Annotated in this window: 22 protein-coding genes; 5 read left to right on the top strand and 17 right to left on the bottom strand. The window is 57.3% G+C overall.

The genetic code is table 11. The features are described 5' to 3' along the window. The 15 genes from M6F29_RS08325 to M6F29_RS08395 all read right to left on the bottom strand — a co-directional run. Positions 1 to 1,117, bottom strand: a 1,117-nt coding sequence (locus tag M6F29_RS08325; RefSeq protein ID WP_298158561.1) for an efflux transporter outer membrane subunit, incomplete at its 3' end; no start/stop codon positions are given. A gap of 1 nt (position 1,118) precedes the next feature. Next, a complete protein-coding gene (locus M6F29_RS08330; RefSeq protein ID WP_298158564.1) occupies positions 1,119 to 2,300 on the bottom strand; it encodes an efflux RND transporter periplasmic adaptor subunit in 1,182 nt (393 codons plus the stop codon). Further along, positions 2,290 to 5,559: an efflux RND transporter permease subunit gene (locus tag M6F29_RS08335; protein WP_297481501.1), complete on the bottom strand. Its 3,270-nt coding sequence runs from the start codon at positions 5,557 to 5,559 to the stop codon at positions 2,290 to 2,292. The genes M6F29_RS08330 and M6F29_RS08335 overlap by 11 nt, the downstream gene beginning before the upstream one ends. Positions 5,560 to 5,654: 95 nt before the next feature. Next, positions 5,655 to 6,104, bottom strand: a complete 450-nt coding sequence (locus M6F29_RS08340) for a Spy/CpxP family protein refolding chaperone (RefSeq protein ID WP_297453425.1) — start codon at positions 6,102 to 6,104, stop codon at positions 5,655 to 5,657. Between the two features lie 13 nt (positions 6,105 to 6,117). Then, positions 6,118 to 6,315, bottom strand: a complete 198-nt coding sequence (locus tag M6F29_RS08345) for a hypothetical protein (RefSeq protein ID WP_297452086.1) — start codon at positions 6,313 to 6,315, stop codon at positions 6,118 to 6,120. A 126-nt stretch (positions 6,316 to 6,441) separates the two neighbouring features. Further along, positions 6,442 to 7,233 carry an indole-3-glycerol phosphate synthase TrpC gene (gene trpC / locus M6F29_RS08350; RefSeq protein WP_298158566.1) on the bottom strand — a complete coding sequence of 264 codons (792 nt, stop codon included), beginning with the start codon at positions 7,231 to 7,233 and terminating at the stop codon, positions 6,442 to 6,444. Next, complete coding sequence (gene trpD / locus M6F29_RS08355) at positions 7,230 to 8,249, bottom strand: anthranilate phosphoribosyltransferase (protein WP_298158568.1); 1,020 nt, start codon at positions 8,247 to 8,249, stop codon at positions 7,230 to 7,232. The genes trpC and trpD overlap by 4 nt, the downstream gene beginning before the upstream one ends. After that, positions 8,236 to 8,667: an OsmC family protein gene (locus M6F29_RS08360; protein ID WP_298158570.1), complete on the bottom strand. Its 432-nt coding sequence runs from the start codon at positions 8,665 to 8,667 to the stop codon at positions 8,236 to 8,238. Before M6F29_RS08360 ends, trpD begins: the two co-directional genes overlap by 14 nt. A 164-nt stretch (positions 8,668 to 8,831) precedes the next feature. After that, positions 8,832 to 9,866 carry a cytochrome-c peroxidase gene (locus M6F29_RS08365; protein ID WP_297455942.1) on the bottom strand — a complete coding sequence of 345 codons (1,035 nt, stop codon included), beginning with the start codon at positions 9,864 to 9,866 and terminating at the stop codon, positions 8,832 to 8,834. 129 nt (positions 9,867 to 9,995) lie between these two features. Then, the gene (gene erpA / locus M6F29_RS08370; RefSeq protein ID WP_297455943.1) at positions 9,996 to 10,346 is read right to left on the bottom strand and encodes an iron-sulfur cluster insertion protein ErpA; all 351 of its coding nucleotides are present in this window, start codon (positions 10,344 to 10,346) and stop codon (positions 9,996 to 9,998) included. Between the two features lie 70 nt (positions 10,347 to 10,416). Continuing rightward, entirely contained in the window at positions 10,417 to 11,451 is a 1,035-nt protein-coding gene (gene argC, locus M6F29_RS08375) for an N-acetyl-gamma-glutamyl-phosphate reductase (protein ID WP_297481481.1), read from the bottom strand. 98 nt (positions 11,452 to 11,549) lie between these two features. Then, the gene (gene rpsI, locus M6F29_RS08380; RefSeq protein ID WP_297455947.1) at positions 11,550 to 11,942 is read right to left on the bottom strand and encodes a 30S ribosomal protein S9; all 393 of its coding nucleotides are present in this window, start codon (positions 11,940 to 11,942) and stop codon (positions 11,550 to 11,552) included. A gap of 10 nt (positions 11,943 to 11,952) precedes the next feature. Further along, positions 11,953 to 12,381: a 50S ribosomal protein L13 gene (rplM, locus tag M6F29_RS08385; protein ID WP_297455949.1), complete on the bottom strand. Its 429-nt coding sequence runs from the start codon at positions 12,379 to 12,381 to the stop codon at positions 11,953 to 11,955. A gap of 85 nt (positions 12,382 to 12,466) precedes the next feature. Beyond that, positions 12,467 to 12,919, bottom strand: coding sequence for a dihydroneopterin triphosphate diphosphatase (gene nudB, locus M6F29_RS08390; RefSeq protein WP_298158574.1), 453 nt, complete (start codon positions 12,917 to 12,919; stop codon positions 12,467 to 12,469). Further along, positions 12,916 to 15,651 (bottom strand): M16 family metallopeptidase, encoded by a 2,736-nt coding sequence (locus M6F29_RS08395; RefSeq protein WP_298158575.1) that lies wholly within the window; start codon positions 15,649 to 15,651, stop codon positions 12,916 to 12,918. Before M6F29_RS08395 ends, nudB begins: the two co-directional genes overlap by 4 nt. Before the next feature lie 271 nt (positions 15,652 to 15,922). On the opposite strand from M6F29_RS08395, the gene M6F29_RS08400 reads away from it, so the two are divergent. From M6F29_RS08400 to M6F29_RS08415, 4 genes are read left to right on the top strand one after another with little or no spacing between them, the layout of a single operon-like run. Continuing rightward, positions 15,923 to 16,198: an FmdB family zinc ribbon protein gene (locus M6F29_RS08400; protein WP_297452132.1), complete on the top strand. Its 276-nt coding sequence runs from the start codon at positions 15,923 to 15,925 to the stop codon at positions 16,196 to 16,198. Then, the gene (locus M6F29_RS08405) at positions 16,195 to 16,806 is read left to right on the top strand and encodes a DUF502 domain-containing protein (protein WP_297481489.1); all 612 of its coding nucleotides are present in this window, start codon (positions 16,195 to 16,197) and stop codon (positions 16,804 to 16,806) included. Before M6F29_RS08400 ends, M6F29_RS08405 begins: the two co-directional genes overlap by 4 nt. A 45-nt stretch (positions 16,807 to 16,851) precedes the next feature. After that, on the top strand, positions 16,852 to 18,615 hold the full coding sequence (aspS, locus tag M6F29_RS08410; RefSeq protein WP_298158579.1) for an aspartate--tRNA ligase: 1,764 nt from the start codon (positions 16,852 to 16,854) through the stop codon (positions 18,613 to 18,615). Continuing rightward, a complete protein-coding gene (locus tag M6F29_RS08415) occupies positions 18,616 to 20,253 on the top strand; it encodes a tetratricopeptide repeat protein (RefSeq protein ID WP_298158582.1) in 1,638 nt (545 codons plus the stop codon). Positions 20,254 to 20,310: 57 nt separating this feature from the next. On the opposite strand, the gene M6F29_RS08420 is transcribed toward M6F29_RS08415, so the two are convergent. Both M6F29_RS08420 and relB read right to left on the bottom strand, forming a co-directional pair. Further along, positions 20,311 to 20,613: a type II toxin-antitoxin system RelE/ParE family toxin gene (locus M6F29_RS08420; RefSeq protein ID WP_298158585.1), complete on the bottom strand. Its 303-nt coding sequence runs from the start codon at positions 20,611 to 20,613 to the stop codon at positions 20,311 to 20,313. Further along, positions 20,610 to 21,056, bottom strand: a complete 447-nt coding sequence (gene relB / locus M6F29_RS08425) for a type II toxin-antitoxin system RelB family antitoxin (RefSeq protein ID WP_298158588.1) — start codon at positions 21,054 to 21,056, stop codon at positions 20,610 to 20,612. Before relB ends, M6F29_RS08420 begins: the two co-directional genes overlap by 4 nt. 215 nt (positions 21,057 to 21,271) lie before the next feature. On the opposite strand from relB, the gene M6F29_RS08430 reads away from it, so the two are divergent. After that, on the top strand, positions 21,272 to 21,535 hold a 264-nt coding region (locus M6F29_RS08430), incomplete at its 3' end, for a hypothetical protein (RefSeq protein WP_298158591.1).

Below are 21,535 nucleotides of genomic sequence, written 5' to 3' on the forward strand. Positions count from 1 at the left end.
GGCGGGTCTTGGAGGTTGCCTGATCCACCACGGCCTGACGCAACCCCGCATCGAAGATGTTATAAAACGCCAAGGGTCCCAGGGACCAGAAGGAATTCGGGGCCGTAGCCAGTGCGCCGTACCCGTTGTTTTCAAATCCGGCCAGCGCCATCAGCGAAATGGTCGGGAAGAAAGCGGTTCTGGCCACGCCGACCTGATCATTGGCCGCCACGATGTTCCGCTCTGCAGCTGCGATATCCGGTCGCCGTTGCAGGACTTCCGAGGGAATGACCTTGGGAATGGCCGCATATTGGGCATGGTATATCCACTCGGTATCCGCCTTCAGGGTAAAGGTGGACGGTTCCCGCCCCAGCAGTACCGCAATGGAATGCTCATAGAGTGCCCGTGCGCCTACCGTTTTGGCCACCTGTGCCCGGGTTTCTTCCAGAAGCGCCCTGGAACGGGCCACATCCAGACCGGAGGTAATCCCCACGTCATGCCGTTGTTGCATCAATTCGAGTTCATGCTCATAATCTTTCACCGTCACTTCCAGCAAACCAATTTCCGAATCCAACCCTCTCAACTTGACGTAATCACTGGCCAGCAATGCTTCCAGACTGAGACGCGCCGACTCGATATCCGCCTTGCTGGCTTGTGCCGATGCCTCGGCGGAAGCGATGGCACTTCTGATGGCGCCCCAAAAGTCAATCTCATAGACGAAGCCTATCCCCCCAATCGTATCACCGTTGACATTGGCCTGATTCCCGTTACGGTACAAGCGATGGGCAGATTGGCGGTTGGTGGTGACATCGCCCATAAAATTGACCTGAGGATACAACTGGGCATCCTGCTGCGTCAGGAATGCCGTGGCCTGCTCGTACCGCTCCAGCGCTTCCTGAATCACAAAGTTGTCGCTATTAAGTTCCTTCTCCATCTGATTCAACGTGGCGTCATTGAAGTACGTCCACCAGTCACCCCGCGATTCTGCATCCGCTGGGTGCACCAGACGCCATGGCCCGTCTTCCTTGAAGACCCCGCTCTTCCAGTTGTCGGGGCGATGGTAATCGGGAATGAAGGAACATCCGCCCAATAGGGCAATGGTCAGCGCCGAATAGAGAAATGTGCCCAGTGGTTTCATGTTATTTTCCTGGGGCTGCCTTGGCAGGCATTACGGTGACTTTTTCTCCTTCGAAGATATAATCCGGTGGGCTATCCACCACATTATCCGACGTGGTGACTCCCGCCAGGACCTCCACATCGCGCCCGAAATCACGCCCCACATTGATTTTCTTCAGTTGAATACGGTCATCCTTGTTCACCACGGCTACCCGTATTCCATCGGTCCTCAAAATGAGTGCACTGGAAGGTACACGCAGACTGTTACCTTCTTTTCCAGACAGGCTGAACTTGACCTTCGCATAGTCTCCTGGGGATAAACGCTGTTCGGAATTATCCAGAATCAACTCGGCAAGCATGGTTCCAGTTTTCTGACTGATGTTTTTTGAAATCTGTATGACGGTACCGTTGAATACGCTATTCGGATACTCGGGGACCTCCAGCGTAGCCTCTATACCCAACTTGACCATGGGCACATAGAACTGTGGGACAGGGACATAAAGACGCAGGGGATTGATCTGGGAGACCGTAAACAATTCTTCCCCCTTACCCGCATCGATCAGTGCACCAATATCGGTCTTCCGGGCAGTTACCACCCCATCAAACGGAGCCCGCAACTTTTTGAAATCTTCAAAGGCCTGTACGTTTCCAAGATCGGCTTCGGCGCCTTTCACCTCCGCCTTTTGTACTTCCAGATTGGCTACTTTCTGATCCCGTTCCTGTTTCGAGACTGCATCGGTCACCACTAACTTCTGCCAGCGATCTGCCGTGATTTGAGCCAAAACCTGATCCGCTTTAGCCTTGAGAACTTTGGACTTGGCTTGTTCGTATTGTTGGTCCAAATCGGGCGTGTCGATCACGGCCAAGACATCCCCTGCTTTCACCCGATCGCCGATATCGTGGTACCAGAACTTGAGATAGCCATTGACGCGCGCAAAAATCGGCGCCTGATAATAAGCCTGAATATTCCCCGGTAAAATCAGACTGGCCGTTTTATCACTGCGGTACGGATGTAATACCTTGACCGAGGGAATGGCCTGGGCTTCCGTCCAGACATGCAATTCGCGGGCATCTCGGTCACGAGAAAAAATCCCCCATACCGCCAAGCAAATGGCCAGTACCCCCGCAACCCATGCCATCGGTTTGATGCTTTTTTTGGGAAGACTTTTTAGTTCATCGATATCAAACAGATCTTCATCCTGCATGGCTGGCTCCATTCATTTCTTCTGATCGGCCTTCAAGACCGTTACCCTCATCGCTTTCCACGTCAAACTTATCCTTGGCATGGACCAGACTAAACACCACCGGAACAAATAGTAACGTCGTCACGGTCGCAAACATCAGTCCCCCGATGACTGCGCGCCCCAAGGGAGCATTCTGTTCTCCACCTTCTCCCAGTCCCAACGCCATCGGCGCCATCCCGATGATCATGGCCAATGCCGTCATGCACACCGGTCTGAAACGAGAGTATCCGGCTTCGATCGCGGCCAACGTGGAATTCTTGTTGATGGCCAGACGTTCCCGCGCAAAACTGATCACCAGAATACTGTTGGCCGTCGCCGTCCCCATACACATGATGGCACCGGTCAGTGCGGGCACAGAGATTCTCGTATGGGTGATGAATAACATCCAGACAATCCCCGCCAACGCGGCTGGCAACCCCGTAATGATCACGAAGGGGTCCAGCCAGGACTGGAAGTTCACGACGATCAACAGGTAAATCAGCACGATGGAAAATACCAGGCCCATGAGCAGACCCGAGAAGGAAGATTCCATGATGGGTACCTGACCCAGCAACCGCACCGTGGCCCCCTTGGGAATGGACCCCTTGGTCTGTTCGATCAGTTTATGCACATCCGAGGAAACGCCCCCCAGATCGCGATCCTGAGTCGTCGCCAGCAAGTCGAAACTGGGCATGATGGTGTAGTGGGTCACCACCGCATCGCCCCGGTCGCGCGTAATACTGGCGAGGGCACCCAACACCTGTACTTTGTGCGTACTGGCGCTGCTCACCAGGGTGTTCTCCAGATCCGACAAGGTGTCCACCCGATATTGGGGGGTTTGTACCACGATCGGGTAGGATACCCGGTTTTGTGGATTGAGCCAGAAGGTCGGTGCCACCTGAAAACTCCCCGATAACGTGCTGACCAAACTGTTCGTCACATCCATTTCCGAAAACCCCAGGGTTTTGGCCAGGATCCGATTGACGTTCACATTGAACTGGGGATAGTTGGTGGACTGCTGAACCCGCGCATCGGCAATCCCGTCGATCAGTTCCAGTTTGCTGCGCATCATCTGGATGTATTTGTAGTTTTCATCCCAGTTAGGGCCACCCACCTGAATATCGATGGGGGCCGGTGATCCGAAATTCAGGATCTGCCCCACCATATCCGCAGGCAAGAAGGCAAACTCTACGCCAGGAAAGTGTCTCGGCAATGCACGCCTCAGTTCTCTGACGTAGTTTTCCGTGGGGTGATGATCTTCCTTCAATGAGATCATGATGTCCGCATCCTGAGGACCGATGGTTCCTGTGTTGATGTACGCCAAATTGATAGGGAACACGGGCAGCCCGATGTTATCCACGATCCCTTCCAGTTCCTTGGACGGAACGACGGTCCGAATGTAGGCATCGATCTTGTCCGTCAACGAGGCGGTACTTTCTACCCGGGTTCCCACCTGGGCACGGATGTGCATTTTGATCTGCCCACCATCTACTGCAGGGAAAAAGTCTCTGCCCAGAAATGGGAGCAGGACAAAAGAAACCATGACCACCGACATATAGATGGGAATGAAGCGTTTGCGATTGCTCACCGCCCGTTCCAGCATACTGGTATATCCCCACCTCAGGGTCGTAAAACGTTTCTCAAAACCATGCTGAAACCGATTGAGGGCAAGAAGAACCTTTACCATGGGCCCTTTTTTCCCCTCGGGTTCATGATGGGCATGATGATGATCATGGGCCTTCAAGAGGAAGTTGGCCATGGTGGGCACAAAGGTCTGGGACAGAATAAAGGAGGCGATCATGGCAAAGACCACCGCCTCGGCCATGGGAACAAACAGATACTTGGAGACCCCGGTCAGGAAAAACATGGGGATAAACACGATACAGATACTGAAGGTCGAAACAAAAGCCGGTTGGACAATCTGCCCCGCCGCTTCGGTAATAGCCACCCGCACCTTCTTGCCCATTTCCAGGTGATGATTGATATTCTCGATCATCACCGTGGCATCATCCACGAGAATCCCCACTGCCAGAGAAAGTCCACCCAAGGTCATGACATTCAGGGTTTCGCCCAGCATGGACAAAACCGCAATGGAAGAGAGGATACACAGGGGAATCGATAAACTGACAATCAAGGTTGAGCGCCAACTGCCCAGGAACAGCAAGATCATCAAACTGGTGAGGAGTGCCGCCGTCACCCCTTCCCGAACCACGCCGGAAATGGCTTCCTTGACAAACACCGATTGATCCGCCAATTGCTGTACTTTCAGTCCGTCGGGAAGACCCGCGAGCAGTTTGGGGACCATCTTTTTGACATCGTCCACAATGGTCAACGTCGAGGTGTCCCCATTTTTGAGAATGGTCAGCAAGACGGACTTTTGACCATCCACTTTTACGATGTTGATCTGGGGTGGATAGCCATCCCGGATATAGGCCACATCCCGCAACAAGATCGCAGGGCTCTGAGCCTCGTGGATATTGGATTTGGACTGTACCACCTTGACCGGCATCTCATTCAGTTCCTTGAAATCCACCGGACTGTCATTGAGATAAACGTTATATTCGAACCTGCCGATTTTTTCCGTCCCCGCCGGAATGATAAGGTTCTGTTCCGCCAGAGCTTTTCCAATGTCTGCGGCCGAGACCCCCTTGGACTGCATGGCAATGGGGTTCAGATCCACCATGATTTCGCGCACCTTACCGCCATAAGGGGAAGGAACTCCGGCCCCCTCCACCGTTGCCAGTTGGGGACGCATGAAGTTCTGGCCGATATCGAACAGGGTCGATTCACCAAACTTTTTTCCGGACAGCGCCAACTGGATGATGGGCACCGTTGCCGCGTTATAATTGAGGATCAGGGGAGGCGTGATCCCAAAGGGCAACTGACGCAATACAGTTTGTGAAATGGCCGTGACCTGGGCCATGGCGGTGTTGACATCGACATTCGGTTGAAAAAAGATCTTCACCACCCCGTAGCCGGGCAGCGACTGGGATTCGATATGCTCGATATTGGTGACCGTACTGGTCAGGTAACGCTCGAAGGGATAGATGACCCGCCCCGACATATCGGAAGGAATCATGCCGTTGTATGTCCAGACGGCGCTGACCACCGGTATTCCGATATTGGGGAAAATATCCGTCGGGGTCCGGATGACGCTAAAGATCCCCCCCAGCATGATCAAAATCGCCATGACGATGAACGTATATGGCCGATTCAGTGCTAACTTTACAATACCTGACATCATAGAGTTGAATCCCGATCTCTAAACATAACCATCTCGAACGTGCTTCAGAGCAAGTTTTGAAGGGGGGTGGGAAAGCGGAAGTCGTCAGCCGATCAATGCCGAAGACGCGAAAAATGCTGGTCGGCAATTGCCTTCTGTGCGGGGGTCAGCGTGTTGTAGAAATCCTTCAGAGCCTGATCCATCTTTTCAAATTCCTTGAGGCGCTGACGCATCAGGGCAATGTGCTGGTCGAAACGCACCGGCGCCGGCTGCACATCCGTCTGCTTGCCTGCCGCCGCAGTCTGATCCCGAATTTCCTGAACCGCGCTCAGGGTATCCTTCGCGTAACGATCCCAGGCGGCTTGCTGACCCGGATTCAAATTCAATTCCTGTTTGAACTCATCGAGATGCCGCTGCGCATTCCCTACGGGATCTCCGTGCGACCCGGGTGCAGGCGCAGGCTCATTGGGCGGCGGCGGCGCGGCAGGATAATCCTGGGCATACGCGCCAGTCACGCTGAGGGCCATCAATAACATCGTCATCCGTAAGGCTTTTTTCATCATTGTGTCTCCATTCTCAGTCATCGTCATCACCACCGAAGCCACCATCACCAAAACCCTCCATTCCCCCACCATCCATCCCGCCAAAGCCCATGTCCATCCCGCCGAACCCTCCATAGCCGGGATAGTCGCCTCCGTAGCCACCGCCCATCATCATGGGACCACAGCCCGCCAGCGACAGAAAAAGGACACTCATCCAGAGCGATTTTTTCATCGTACCTCCTTCAAAACCATTTCCAACCCGCGCACCGACCCCCGTTGAACTGGATTGGTGCGCCATCCTATCGACTGTTGGGAAGACACATTGTAACGAGTTGTAACTCGGCTATTCCGATCCCTCCTAAACTCCCATCAGTCGGGCAAGCATCGCCCCGGGGTCGGCAGCACGCATGAAAGTCTCCCCCACCAGAAAGGCGTGGATGCCCGCCTCCCTCAAAGTGGTCACCTGTGCCGGGGTAGCGATACCGCTTTCGCTGATCATCAAACGGTCTTCAGGGATTTGGACACGCAACTCGAGGGATGTCTCCAGGCGGGTTTCAAAAGTCCGCAGGTTGCGATTGTTGACCCCGATCAGGGGCGAATCCAGTTGCAGGGCCAGAGCCAGTTCCCGTTCATCATGAACTTCCACCAGTACGGCCATCCCCAGGGCGTGCCCCAGGCTCTCCAGTTGATGCAGACGCGCCAAATCCAGTGCGGCCACGATCAACAGGATGGCATCGGCCCCCATGCAGCGGGCCTCGTAAACCTGGTAAGGGTTACAGAGAAAGTCCTTGCGCAGAACGGGCAGGGAACAGGCTGCGCGGGCGGACTGCAGGTACGCCGCACTCCCCTGAAAATATTCCCGATCCGTCAACACGGACAAACAGGCGGCGCCATGCACGGCGTAAGAACGGGCAATGGCTGCGGGATCAAAATCTTCCCGCAATACGCCCTTGCTGGGACTGGCCTTTTTGATTTCGGCAATCACGGCAGATTGCCCAACCTGTATCCTGTCCCGAAGCGCTGCCGTAAAATCGCGCAGGGGCGGGGCGTCGAAAACCTGTTCCTTGAGTTGGGCCAGAGGAACGCGGACCTGTGCTGCGGCCACTTCCTGGGCCTTGGTGGCCATGATGGCAGACAGGATATCGCTCATGTCCGACTCCAGGACACCAGATCTTCGAGCCGTTGGCGGGCGGCTCCAGAGGTCAGCGTGGCCCGCGCCAATTCCACCCCGTCACGGTGGGAAGTCGTCACGCCCGCCACATAGAGGGCGGCTCCCGCATTCAGCAGGACGATATCCCGCGCGGGTCCGGCTTCATCCTCCAATACGGACAGCAACAGACGACGGGATTCCTCGGCATTCTTGACCAACAGTCCATTCAGGGGAGCAGGTTCCATGCCCACCTGATGCGGATGAAACAGGTATTCACGAATTTCTCCCTCGCGGAGTTCGGCCACATGGGTCGGCCCGGACAGGGTGATTTCGTCCAACCCATCGCTCCCATGAACCACCATGGCGTGACGCGTACCCAATTGACGCAGGACTGCCGCCAATCGTTGGGTGAAATGGGCCGCAAAAACCCCCAGTAACTGGTTGGGCGCTCCCGCCGGGTTGGTCATGGGCCCCAGCAGATTGAACAGGGTGCGTACACCCAGTTCCCGCCGCACCGAAACCGAATGTTTCATGGCGGTATGGTGGTGGGGCGCAAACATGAACCCGAGCCCCCACCGGTGCAAGGATTGCTGGGCTCGTTCCGGGGTTGTGCTGGCCATACCGATCCCGAGAGATTCCAGTACATCTGCACTCCCCACGCTGGAGGAAACGGCCCGTCCGCCGTGCTTGGCCACCCGCGCCCCGGCAGCCGCCGCCACAAATGCCGCCGTGGTGGAGATGTTGAAGGTATGCATGCCATCTCCTCCCGTACCGCAGGTATCCACGACATGGGCCAGTCCGGTGGTATCCACCTTGACCGACAGGGAGCGCATCACCTGCACTGCAGCCGCCAATTCCGTCACTGTCTCACCCTTGTAACGCAAGGCAGTCACCAACGCCGCTGTCTGAATGGGCGTCGTGACCCCATTCATGATGTCGCTCATGACATCCGTCATCTGATCATGGGTCAGATCATTGCCGGCAAAAAGAGCTTCCAGCGCCTCACGGGGTGTCACCGGAGACCTCGCGCAATTCGAAATCGTGGGTGATCTTGGCAGTTTTTCCAAGCATGATACTGGCTGAGCAGTACTTGTCTGCGGACAGGTCGACGAAACGCCGGACCTGTTCGGCTTTGAGATTTCGTCCCGTCACCACGAAGTGGAAGTGGATATGGGTAAATACCTTGGGGTCTTCCTCCGCGCGCTGCGCCTCCAGTTCCACCACGCAGTCCACGATGTCGGCACGCGCCCGTTTCAGCATCATCACCACATCGAAGGCCGTACACCCTCCGGTTCCCATCAGAACCGCCTCCATGGGACGTACCCCCATATTGCGTCCACCTGCTTCCGGCGCCCCATCCATCAAGAAAGTGTGACCACTGCCACTTTCCCCCAGAAAACTCATCCCTTCAACCCATTTCACTCGTGCTTTCATGGTGTTCCTTGTCCTGTGTTCCCTGATTTACCCTCTCACCGCTGATCGTGAGGATTATACAACCGACCCGAGCGGCGCATACCATTCTGCCGGGACAAAAAAAACCCTCCTGGGCGGAGGGAGAGGGAGAGAGAAACGCTGGGAGTGAATCCTGCGGGTAAAGTTCACTCCGCCGTCAATGTTCGATTGGGCGTCTGGGGCAGGCGCGGCATGTTCTGCACCGGGAATTCTCCCGTCAGACTGTTGAGAAAAGCCACGATATCCTGGACTTCCGCCTCCGTCAGGGTCTTCCCCAACTGGGAGCGCGCCATGACACGCACCGCCTCGTCCAGAGTCGGAACGGACCCGGTATGAAAATAGGGCGCGGTCAACGCCACGTTGCGCCATGTCTGGACACGCCACAGGTGCTTGTCCGACGCCTCATGCGTGACATTGAAACGACCGTCATCCTCCATCAGCCGGTATTTGGCCACATAGGGGTTGTTCTCGACAAAGATGGGGAATTTCTGGTAAAACCCCTGCCCTGCCGGCATGGAAGGACCGGCAAAATCCGGCCCCGTATGGCAGGCCGTACAACCGATCTTCTCGACGGTTTTCATGCCACGCAAGGCTTGCTCGGAGAGCGCCGTCTTGTCTCCTTTCAGGTAGCGATCAAAGGGGCTGCGGGGAGTCAACAAGGTCCGCTCGTAGGCCGCAATGGCTTTGGCAATGTTCTCGTAGGTCACCGGATTCTGTGCGCCAAAGACCGTTTCAAACTGGCTGACATAACCCGGAATGGCACGAATGCGCGCCTCTGCATCGGCCGGAGAATGCATCCCCATTTCCACCGGATTCACGATCGGCCCCTTGGCCTGATCTTCCAGCGTGGCGGCCCGACCATCCCAGAACTGTACGCTCAGGAATGCCGAATTCCACACCGTGGGCGCATTGCGCCCTCCTTTTTTTCCGCCAACGCCCACCGAGACCGGTCGGTTATCCGTTCCGCTCCCCATCACGCTGTGGCAGGAATTACACGATACGGTGCCGTCCACTGAAAGCCGCTTGTCAAAATACAACTGCTGTCCCAGGGCAATCTTGGCGGCGCTCATGGGATTGTCTGCGGGAATGGGCGGCGCGTCGGGCAGCGGCTCAAAACTCCAGGCGGACGAAACTGCGCTCCACATCGCCCAGGCGGAGAGCAGGAGAAGGGTTTTTTTCATGAGGACTCTCCACAAATCGAGGGTGAAAGAAGAAATTCCTGAGGTTTCAGTCTAACACCCGGACTTGTTTAGAGTCAATATAAAACAGAGGTTAGTTTTATAAATCCAATAGTAATTTACAAAACTGACTCATGAAGAAAAGGAAGATCCGCAGCCACAGGTCGTTTTGGCGTTGGGATTGCGAATGATGAACTGCGCCCCTTCCAGATCTTCCTTGTAGTCGATCTCGGCACCCACCAAATATTGGTAACTCATCGGGTCGATGAGCAGGGTCACCCCATTCTTGACCATCTGGGTATCGTCTTCGTTGACCGTGTCCTCAAAAGCAAAACCGTACTGGAACCCAGAACACCCCCCGCCGGTGACAAACACACGCAATTTCAAGTCCTGGTTGTCTTCTTCATCGATCAGCGCCTTGACCTTGTCGGCAGCGCTGTCGGTCAGAATCAGGGGCGCAGGCATTTCTGTGAGAGCATTCATGGAATTCTCCTGAAAAATTCGGGTTAGAATGGGTCCATTGTAGCAGTTTTTGAATTCCCTGCCGAAAACCTCAAGGCAGAATCGGAACCTGGGTCAACCCCAGGGTTTCCGGCCAGTCAAACATCAGGTTGGCGTTCTGTACCGCCTGCCCCGCCGCGCCTTTGACCAGGTTGTCGATCACCGCCAGGACCACCACCATGTCCCCTCCCTGGGGATGATGCACCGCGATGCGGCAATGGTTGGAGGCCCGTACCGAACGGGTTTCCGGGTGACTGCCGGGCGGCAGGATATCGACGAAGGGTTCATTCGCGTAGCGCGCCTCGAACAGCGCTTGCAGATCCACATCCCGCCGGGTCAGGCGGGCATAGAGGGTGGCGTGAATGCCCCGGATCATCGGAAGCAGGTGAGGAACGAAGGTCAACCCCACCTCACGTCCCGCCCCCAATGCCAGACCCTGACGAATTTCAGGCAGGTGACGGTGTCCCGGTACCCCATAGGCCTTGAAATTATCCCCGGCCTCCGCCAGCAGGAGCGGGACCTCGGCCTTCCGCCCCGCCCCGGACGCGCCCGATTTGACATCGGCAATGAGGTGGTTCAGGTCCACCACCCCGGTTTCCACCAGTGGCAAAAACCCCAGTTGCACCGCCGTCGGATAGCATCCGGGATTGGCGACCAGATTGGCGCTACGAATCGAGTCCCGATTGACTTCCGGCAATCCGTACACGGCTCCCTCCACCAGATCCGGACAGGCGTGGGTCTGGGCATACCAGGATTCCCACTCTGCCACGTCTTTCAGGCGAAAGTCCGCAGCCAGATCGATGACCCGAACGCCTGCCTCCAACAGTTCGCGCGCCTGTTCCATGGCTACCCCGTTGGGGGTGGCAAAGAATACCAGCGAGCAGTCGTTCAGGCTCGTCGCCCGTGCCGGATCAGAAAAAGCGATGTCCACATGCCCCCGCAAACTGGGAAACAGGTCTGCCACCTTTTGTCCCGCTTCCTTGCGCGAAGTAATCACGCTCAACTTCATCTCTGGATGCTGTGCCACCAGACGCAGCAACTCGACACCGGTATACCCCGTACCCCCCACGATGCCCACTTTGATCATTATGTTCTCCTGGCTTGTTCCAGTGATTATAGTCCTGATGCCCCCACGAAAAAAAACCGGTGCGAGGGGCACCGGTTTTTTCTGGGGTCGTGAGACCTTTAGCGTTTGCTGAACTGCTTGCGGCGCCGTGCCTTGTGCAAACCGACTTTCTTTCGTTCCACTTCGCGCGCGTCGCGGGTCACCAGACCCGCCTGCTTGAGGACGGTCTTGAGTTCGGGATTGAAATCGATCAGGGCACGGGTAATCCCGTGACGGGCCGCACCCGCCTGACCGGACTCGCCGCCACCGATCACATTGATGCGAATATCAAACCCGTCCAGATAGTTGGTCAGGGTCAGCGGTTGACGGACCACCATCCGACCCGTTTCGCGGGAAAAATATTCGTCCAGCGTTTTGCCATTGATTTCAAAACGACCAGAGCCGGACTTCATGAACACCCGGGCCACTGCGCTCTTGCGTCGTCCGGTTCCGTAGTAGTAATCACCAATCATGGTCAGGACCTCAAATGCTCAGGGTTTTTGGTTGCTGCGCGGCATGGGGATGCTCGGCGCCAGCGTAGACTTTCATTTTCTTGATCATGGCATAGCCCAGAGGACCCTTGGGAAGCATGCCCTTGACTGCCTTTTCCAGGATCCGCGCAGGATGACGCGCCTGCAGCTTGTTGAAATTGGTTTCGTAGATCCCGCCGGGATAACCCGTATGGCGGTAATACTTTTTATCTTCGCCCTTGTTGCCGGTCACGCGAATCTTCTCCACATTGACCACGACAATAAAATCACCCGTGTCCACGTGGGGGGTATAAATGGCTTTGTGTTTGCCTCGCAAACGCAAGGCAATCTGGCTGGCCAACCGTCCAAGCACCAGGTCCGTGGCATCTACCACAAACCAGTCGCGCTGGACTTCATGCGCTTTAGCGGAAAAGGTTTTCATAACAGCGTTCACTATTTCATGAAAAGAACTGCCGATTATATTGCGCCAAAATCACTCTGTCAATGCCTTTGCCAAAAGGAACCGCTCACCCAGGCGCAGCCATATGCCGGGGAAGATCCCGCAAGGCTTCCTGATTGGTCCAGGAAAAACATTGCAGGGCCGCTTCCTGCCAGGGCAACCAAACCTGCCGGACGTGCTCGCGAGAACTCAATGTCACGGATACCGGCTCCGGCACCTGCAGCCCGAAACGGTGTTCGGTATTCCAGGTCACTCCCGGCGCGTAACGATGCCGCCAGCGGGGGTAGATTTCGTAGACCCGGGCTTCCTTCCAGTCTTTCAAGGTGGCCGGGGTTGCAAACAAGCCGGTTTCCTCCGCCACTTCACGCCGCGCCGTTTCCCACAACGGTTCGTCCGGCGTCTCGCGACTGCCCGTCACCGATTGCCAATACCCGGGAGCATCGGCTCGTTCGATCAACAGGACATACCCGGCTGGCGTATAAATGACCACCAGCACGGATTCGGGGATTTTATAGGTCACGGTTTCCTTGCCGCAAAATCCCCCACATAGACGGTCACAAAGCGCGCGGGGTCCAGATACTGTTTCAGCGCCTGATTGACGCTGGCAGGATCGGCCGCCATGACCTGATCATCCTGTTGCGCCAGGAAAGTGGCGTCGCGCCGATCGAACATCAGTTTGTCGAGTTGAGCCGCCAGGGAGCGGTCCTGGGCCCGCGACAGTTTCCGCGACTGCATCAGGGCAGCTTTGCCTGCCTCGATTTCTGCCGGGGTCAGCCCCTGCCCCAGTACCTGGGCAATCACTTCATCGAACGCCTTGACCAAACGTGCCCGGTTTTGCGGCGCGTAGATGGCGTAAGCGCCGAAGGCGCTATTGGGCACCTGGTCGTTGAGACGCAGGAAGGAACCCACCCCGTAACTCAACCCTTCCTTCTGACGGATGCGGGTAGCCAGGCGCGAATTCAAAAACCCTTCGCCCAATACGTAATTGCCCAGCGTGAGCGCCTGTGCCTGAGGGTCATCATCCTTGATCGGCAAGGGTTGCCAGGCCAGAAACACGGCGTTTGCCTTGTCCGCCACGTCCTCCTGCAGCGTTTTTCCGGGAAACGCCTGATAATCATCCAGCACAACGACATAGGGCTCCGCATTCGCCCACTGGCCCAACCCCTGCTCGAGCGTGGCGCGCACAGACACCGGATCGAAATCACCCACTACAGCCAGTTCGCCATGGGATGCCCCATAGAAGCGCTGATAGAACTGGACGACCTGATCCCGCGTAACCGCCTTGATATCTTCTGCGGTTTCGTCAAACGTGGCGGTGTAACGCAGATCCCCTCGGGGATGACGGTTGAAATAACGGTGCAGCAAATTGGACGCCATGGCCTGAGGGTCGCTCCGGCTTTCTTCCACGTCAGCCAGACTGGCCTCGCGCCATTGCTTGAATTCACTCTCGGGAAAGGCAGGGTGGCGCAAAATATGCGTCACCAGATCGAGAGTGGCGGGCAGATTCTCTTTGACCGTCTGGATCGAGACCGTCAGACCCGTGGCCGACCCCGAAAAAGCCACCTGTGCCTTGAGTGCCGTGAATTTATCCTGGATTTCGGAACGAGTCATGCCATCCGCCCCCCGGTCCAGTAATCCCGCCGCAAAGTTCCCCACCTGCTCCTTGCCCAGCAACGAATCTGCGGTCCCAAAATGCAAACTCAGTTGAGCATGGACCGTATTGCCACGGGTTTTCTTGGACAGCAAAGCTACCTTCAACCCATCGGGCAACGTCATCCATTGGGTCCGCTTCTGAATATTGGCCGGAGACACGTCAAAGGCCTCGCCCTCCTGGTAATCAGGATTGCCCTGGTAGCCCTGCAGTTGTGCTTCGGCATCCACCCGTTGCGGCGCAGGCGCACGCAGAGGGTTGGCGGTCGGAATGAACAACCCGAGCGTACGATTGCTGGGAATGAGATAAGACACGGCCACCCGTTGCACATCCGCCGGAGTCACTTTGGCCAGGCGATCGCGGTTCAGGAAGAAAAGACGCCAGTCCCCATTGGCGATCGCCGTGGACAGGGCAATGCCAAACTTTTCGGGATCGTTGAAGGTGGTGTCGATATCGTTGCGCAGGTTGGCCTCGGCCCGTGCCACCTCCTGAGCCGTGACGGGTTGTTCCTTGATTTTCTCCACGGTAGCCAGGAAAGCATCGCGCACGTCATCCAGCTTCTGGTCTTTGCGCACTTCGGCCTGAAGGAACAGGACTCCAGGCTCTGCCAGATTGAAATAGTCCGCGCCAATACTGGTTGCCAACCCGGTTTCCACCAAGGTCTTGTGCAGCCGCCCCGTCGGCGTGTCCCCCAGAACCTGGGCCAACACCTCGAAAGCCGGACTGTCGGGACTGGCTGCCGCCACGGCGTGATAGACCGCTTCCACATACTGCACATCGCCCACCCGCCGCAGGATCACCTGCCGTTCGCCATCCTGAACGGGATCGAGAGTATAGGTCGGTTCCAATACCCGCCGGGGGCGCGCAATCTGCCCGAAAGTTCCCTGGATTTCCCTGAGGGTGCGGGCCGTGTCAAAGCGCCCGGCCACGACCAGGGTGGCGTTGTCCGGCTGATAATACTTGTGATAAAAAGCCTGCAGATGGGCGATATTGACATTTTCCACGTCACTTCGCGCACCGATGGTGGACTTCCCGTAGTTGTGCCACTGGAATGCCGCCGCCATGATCTTGTCCATCAGGACATCGCCCGGATCATTCTCCCCCCGTTCCATCTCGTTGCGAACCACCGTCATCTCGCTGTCGAGATCCTTGCGCGCCACGTTGGAATGTACCATGCGGTCGGCTTCCATCTTGAGCGCCCAGTCCAGGTTGGCGTCCGAAGCAGGAAAGGATTCGAAGTAATTGGTCCGGTCAAACCAGGTAGTCCCGTTGGGACGCATCCCGTGACTGGTCAGACCGCCCATGATATCGGGGTGTTTGGGGGTGCCCTTGAACATGAGATGTTCCAGCAGATGCGCCATGCCGGTCTCGCCGTAACTTTCCATGCGCGAACCCACCCGATAGGTTACGTTGACCGTCGTGGTCGGTTTGCTGTCATCGGGCGCCAGCAGGACTTGCAACCCATTGGCCAGACGATATTCCGTGACCCCTTCCACGCGCGTCACTTCCGTCACGCCGGGAGGAAGGGCAGAGGCCAGGACTCCCTGCACCATCCACAATCCCAGCCACGCGACCCCCCATCTCCCCATCGATTTGCGCATTCTGCCTGTCTCCTCGTCTGTTATTTCAGGTGCCTTACCCTCACAGGGCCCACCACCGTAGAACCCCCGCTTCGGGTTAGGTTCCCTTTTCTCTTGATTTTCCTTGCATTCACCCCAATACACCGGGGTGACGAAGTCAGGTAACCACCGTCCTATGCTATTATCGCCAATAATTGTTTCTGAATCGTACGGAAGAGTCTGCGGGTTCGAGTCCTGGTCATTCAACGACCTTCCCCCCGTTCATTCCGTGAATTTCAATGGAGATACCATCATGCCCCTTTACGATTACCGCTGCACGAATTGTGGCAAGGAAATCGAAGTTCTGCAAAAGATTTCCGACCCTGCCCCTGTCCAATGCCCTGCCTGTGGTCAGGCAACCCTGGCCAAGAAGTTGACGGCAGCAGGATTCCAACTGAAGGGTAGCGGCTGGTATGCCACGGACTTCAAAGGGAGCAACAAAGGGAGCAACGCCGCAGAAAGTCCGGCACCCAGCACCGATGCCGCCCCGCCGCCCTGCGCCAACGGCCCCTGTCCGGCTTGCGGATGAAGCGCTACTTCATTACCGGGATCGTGGTCCTGATCCCGGTGGTCATCACCCTGTGGGTTCTGCGAGTCATCGTCACCACGCTCGATCAGACGCTCTTCCTGCTGCCGCCGAACCTGCGCCCGGAAGCCTTGTTTGGCATGAACATCCCTGGGTTGGGCGTGCTTCTCACCCTGTGTATCGTGTTCCTGACGGGTGCCGTGGCCGCCAATTTCCTCGGACAACGCCTGTTGACCCTGGGCGAGCGCCTGCTCGACAAAATCCCCGTCGTCAACAGCATCTACAGCAGTGTCAAACAGGTCAGCGACACCCTTTTTTCCAGTTCGGGGCAAGCGTTCCGCAAAGTCCTGCTCATCCGCTACCCGCATGGCGACAGTTGGACCCTGGCCTTTCAAACCGGGATTCCGCAGGAACTGGTGGCGGCCCATCTGGGCGAACCGCACCTGAACGTGTATGTACCGACCACCCCCAATCCCACTTCCGGCTTCTTCCTCATGGTCCCCTGTCGGGAAGTCATCGAACTGGATATTTCAGTGGATGATGCGCTCAAGCACATCATTTCCATGGGAGTCGTGGAACCCCGCCAGAAACACCACCCGAAGAATATATAATCATGCTGTCGTTCGTCCCGTTCCATCACTTGAGACCCTCTGTTCATGCGTACTGACTATTGCGGCCTGATTGACCGCCGTTATCTGGATCACACCGTCACCCTGTTTGGCTGGGCCCATCGCCGTCGCGACCACGGCGGGGTCATCTTCATCGACCTGCGGGATCGCGCAGGACTGGTTCAGATCGTTGCCAACCCGGAGGACGCCGCGACCTTCGCCATCGCCGAAGGCATCCGCAACGAATTTGTCCTGAAGGTATCCGGGCAGGTCCGACTGCGCCCTGAAGGCACCCGCAACGACCACTTGAAGAGCGGGGAAATCGAGGTCGTGGCCCACCGACTGGAAGTCCTGAATCCTTCACTCACCCCGCCCTTCATGCTGGACGATGACCATCTCTCCGAACAGGTGCGCCTCGAATACCGCTACCTTGACCTGCGCCGCCCGGCGATGCAGCAGAATTTCCAGTTGCGCTATCGGGCTGCCATGGCTGTGCGGCGTTATCTGGACGATCTGGGGTTCATCGACATCGAAACCCCCATGCTGACCAAGTCCACACCGGAAGGGGCGCGCGATTACCTGGTGCCGAGCCGCGTTCATCGGGGCGAATTCTATGCCTTGCCCCAGTCGCCCCAATTGTTCAAACAACTGCTGATGGTGTCCGGTTTCGACCGGTACTATCAGATCACCAAATGTTTTCGCGATGAAGATCTGCGCGCCGATCGTCAACCGGAATTCACCCAGATCGATATCGAAACTTCCTTCCTGACCGCACCTGAAATCATGGAGATGATGGAAGGTCTGGCCCGCCACCTCTTTCAGACCACCATCCAGGCCGATCTCGGCGCCTCCTTCCCCCGTCTGACCTGGGCCGAAGCCATGCACCGTTACGGCTCGGACAAACCCGACCTGCGCATCCCCCTCGAATTCACCGAGTTGACCGATGCCATGAAACAGGTGGATTTCAAGGTGTTCCGCGCCGCTGCCGATCTGAAGGATGGACGGGTCGCCGCCCTGCGCATTCCTGGCGGCGGTTCCCTGACGCGCAAGGAAATCGATGACTACACCACCTTCGTCAAGATTTATGGGGCGAAGGGGCTGGCCTACATCAAGGTCAATGACCGCACCCAACCCAACGATCGGGGCCTGCAATCTCCGATCGTCAAGTTCCTGGACGAAGCCACCCTGCGCCTGATCCTGGAACGCACGGGCGCAGAAAATGACGATCTGATCTTCTTTGGAGCCGACCGCGTCAAAGTCGTGAACGATGCACTGGGGGCCCTGCGCGTCAAATTGGGACATGAACGCGGATTCTCCACGGGCGGCTGGAAGCCCCTGTGGGTCGTGGACTTTCCCATGTTTGAATTCGACGATGACAGTCAGCGCTGGGTTGCCTTGCATCACCCCTTCACGGCCCCCCGTGAAGGTCATGAAGCCTTTCTCGACAGCGACCCCTCCCAGGCGCTGGCCCAGGCCTATGACATGGTCCTCAACGGCTGGGAAATCGGGGGAGGATCGGTACGAATTCACCGTGCCGATATCCAGTCCAAGGTCTTCAGCGCCCTCAATATCGGCCCCGAAGAAGCTCAGACCAAATTCGGCTTCCTCCTCGACGCCCTCCAGTACGGTGCCCCGCCCCATGGCGGAATCGCCTTCGGCTTCGATCGCCTGGTGGCCATGATGACCGGCGCAGAGCAGATCCGTGATGTCATCGCCTTTCCCAAGACCCAACGCGCCCAATGTCTGCTGACTCAGGCGCCCAGCGGAGTTTCTGAACAGCAATTGCGTGAACTGCATATCAAAGTACGCTAAATGACTTCCCTGACCGGAGAAGAGGAGACCCAGTTTCGAGCTGCGCTCGGCCTTCTCCAGTCAGGGGCCTGGCATCTTGCTCATCAGGCCCTCCAGACGCTGGAGGCGCGTCACCCTCATCCGCTGGTCCTGGCGAATCTGGCTTTGGCCGAGGAACATCTGGGCCTGGAAAGCGAAGCGCGCCAACATCATGAAGCGGCGATTCAACAGGTACCCGACAGTCCCGACTTACGCTTCAACTGGGCCAATTTTCTGGCCCGACCAGGGACCCGTGCCGCCCTTCTCCTGGCCCGTGCACAGTATCTGGCCGTCCTGGCCCTCGACCCCCACCATCTCGGCGCCTGGATCAATCTGGGCACGGGCCTGGTGGATACCGACCATCTCGAAGCGGCAAAGACCGCCTTCATGGCTGCGCTGGCCATCGATCCCCAACATCCCGGAGCCTTGCTCAATCTGGCTCAAGTGGCCCTGGGTCAACAGGAAAACGACCGGGCCGCCCAGTTGTTCGAACAGGTTTTATCGATCGATCCACACTCCCTGGAAGCCCATCGTGGTCTGGCCACCAGCGCCAGTCGTCTGGGACAGGAAGACAAGGCAGCCCTGCATCGTCAGTTGGGCTATGGACCACAACCGGAAATTTTTCTGCCTGGACGGGAAAATGCCTTGCCCACCGTACTGATTCTGGCCTCTGCCGCCGACGGCAATATTCCCTGGCAACCCTTGTTGGACCGTCAGCACCACCATACCCGAATCCTGGCCCTGGAATTCTTTCCGAAAAATTCGCCCCTCCCCCCCCATGATCTCCTTTTCAATGCCGTGGGCGATGCCGACCGCTGCCCGGAGGCCCTCGCCCTCGCCCTCCCGCGTTGGCAACGGCGTGCGCCACAGATCCCGGCACGCAACGATCCGCAACGGGTTCGCGCCACGGCACGGACCGAACTGGGTCAACTGAGCGCCGGGATCCCTGGTCTGAACAGCGCCCGCGTGGAATGTTTTCTGCGCCCGGCCCAAGCTTCCCCTCGGGAAACCGCCGATCTCCTGGAACGCTGGCTGGCGGCCCGAGGCTACGTCTTTCCTCTCCTGCTGAGAGCACCAGGATTTCATGGCGGCCAGTATTTCGAACGGGTCCACGGCGCCACCGACCTGCCTGCCCTGCTGGAACGCTTGCCCGGCCCCTCTCTACTGGTGCTGGAATGCCTGCCCTCGCAAGGGCGAGACGGCATCTACCGCAAATTCCGGGTCATGACCCTGGGCGGAAACCTGTACCCCATCCACCTGGCCCTCTCCACGCATTGGAAAGTGCACTACTTCAGCGCCGAGATGAGTACCCGCCCGGATTTTCGGGAAGAAGAACAGGCCTTCCTGGCGGATTACCTAACTTTTCTGGGCAGCACGGCAGTCGGCGTTCTGGAAGCACTGCAAGCCCGTCTGGGACTGGACTATGCGGGGATGGACTTCGCCCTCGATCCCGAAGGAAATGTCCTGCTGTTCGAGGCCAACGCCACCATGGTGCTGCACCCTCCTCCTGAAGATCCGGTCTGGGATTACCGCCGCCCTGCCTTCGAAGATGCGCTGAAGGCCGCCCGCGCATTAATGAATCCCTTCGCATCTAACGGAAAACCACTCCCGAACTCTTGAGGTATTCGATGAAGGGGTGGTAGTTGTCGCCTAAGATACCGAGTGACTCCTTAATTCTCAGGGCGTTTGTTGCGCCGCGTGCTTCACTCTCAAAATCTCGACGGTGCGGGTAGCGGCCTGCACACGATAAAAAACGATGTAGTTCGGATGCACAACCAACTCGCGCAGCCAGTCGGGCAAGCCCGGCCGCCCTTGGCGGCCCAGCTCTGGATGCTGTGCAAGCGGCTTTGTCTTGTCGCGCAACTCCTGGCCGAAGCTCTTGGCCCGTGTCGGGTTGTCCTTGCCGATGTAGCGCACGATGGCGCGCAAGTCTTCGCGTGCCATCGGCCGCCATTCAATGCGGTAGGGCTTGGCCGTCATGCGCGTTTTTTCTTGGGTAAGGCGGCAATGTCGGCATCCATTTCGGCCATGACCTCATCGTGCGGGATACTCGGCCGGGGATCGTCAATGGATGCCTGAATCTCGCCGGCTAGCCACTGGTTATAGGCGGCGGCTTCGTGCGCTTGGCGCATCGCTTGGGCACGGCTATCCCGGTTCTGTGTGACTTCTTTTTGGTCGGGGTTCCAGTTGGTCGCGTCGAGTTGCGCAACGGCAATGCCAATAGCGCGCAACACGACCAGCGCGGAATTCGGACTACCGAAACGGCGTGGCTCGGTGCTGCGGGCCTTCACCAAAAAAGCGTCTTGCCCGCTGCGGGTGGCAATCTCCATGAAGAACCCGCTGCCCTGCCCTTTCAAGGTGATGCCGACAACGCCGCCGGCGCTGGCCGTGGCGCGCAACTGCTCTAGCGTCATGCTTTGCATGATCTTCTCCTCTATAGATTAAGCGTATTTTCACGCCTATATTGTGCATAATCTATGGAAGTTGTGCAAGCGCTTTGAATTTCATTGTATTCTCCTCGGGCCGATTACTTCGCTCAAACCTTAAGTCAAATGTGGCACGCCGACCAAACATCAGGTAAGCAGTTCACCTTGGATCATATTGCCGGTGGATTGCGATTCAGTGCGTGAGACAACAAATGGGACGACGAAAAGGCGGAAGTGGAGGGGCGCTAGGGATTAGCGCCCTGGTGTTTCTCGGCCTGGTGGTACTCGGCCTGTTGGCGTCAATTCCCAAAGAGGTCTGGATTGGCATCAGCCTTATCGCAGCGCTTTGGTTCGTCACCTACGCGGTGAACAAGTTTGGCAAGGGTTCAACCGCAAGCTCCGCCAGGACGTCGATAGGGACTGCGAGCACAACAACGGTCGATGACGATGTGCAGGTGTATGCCCCACAACCCATT

The organism is Ferrovum sp. (assembly GCF_027317285.1).
GTDB lineage: Bacteria > Pseudomonadota > Gammaproteobacteria > Burkholderiales > Ferrovaceae > Ferrovum.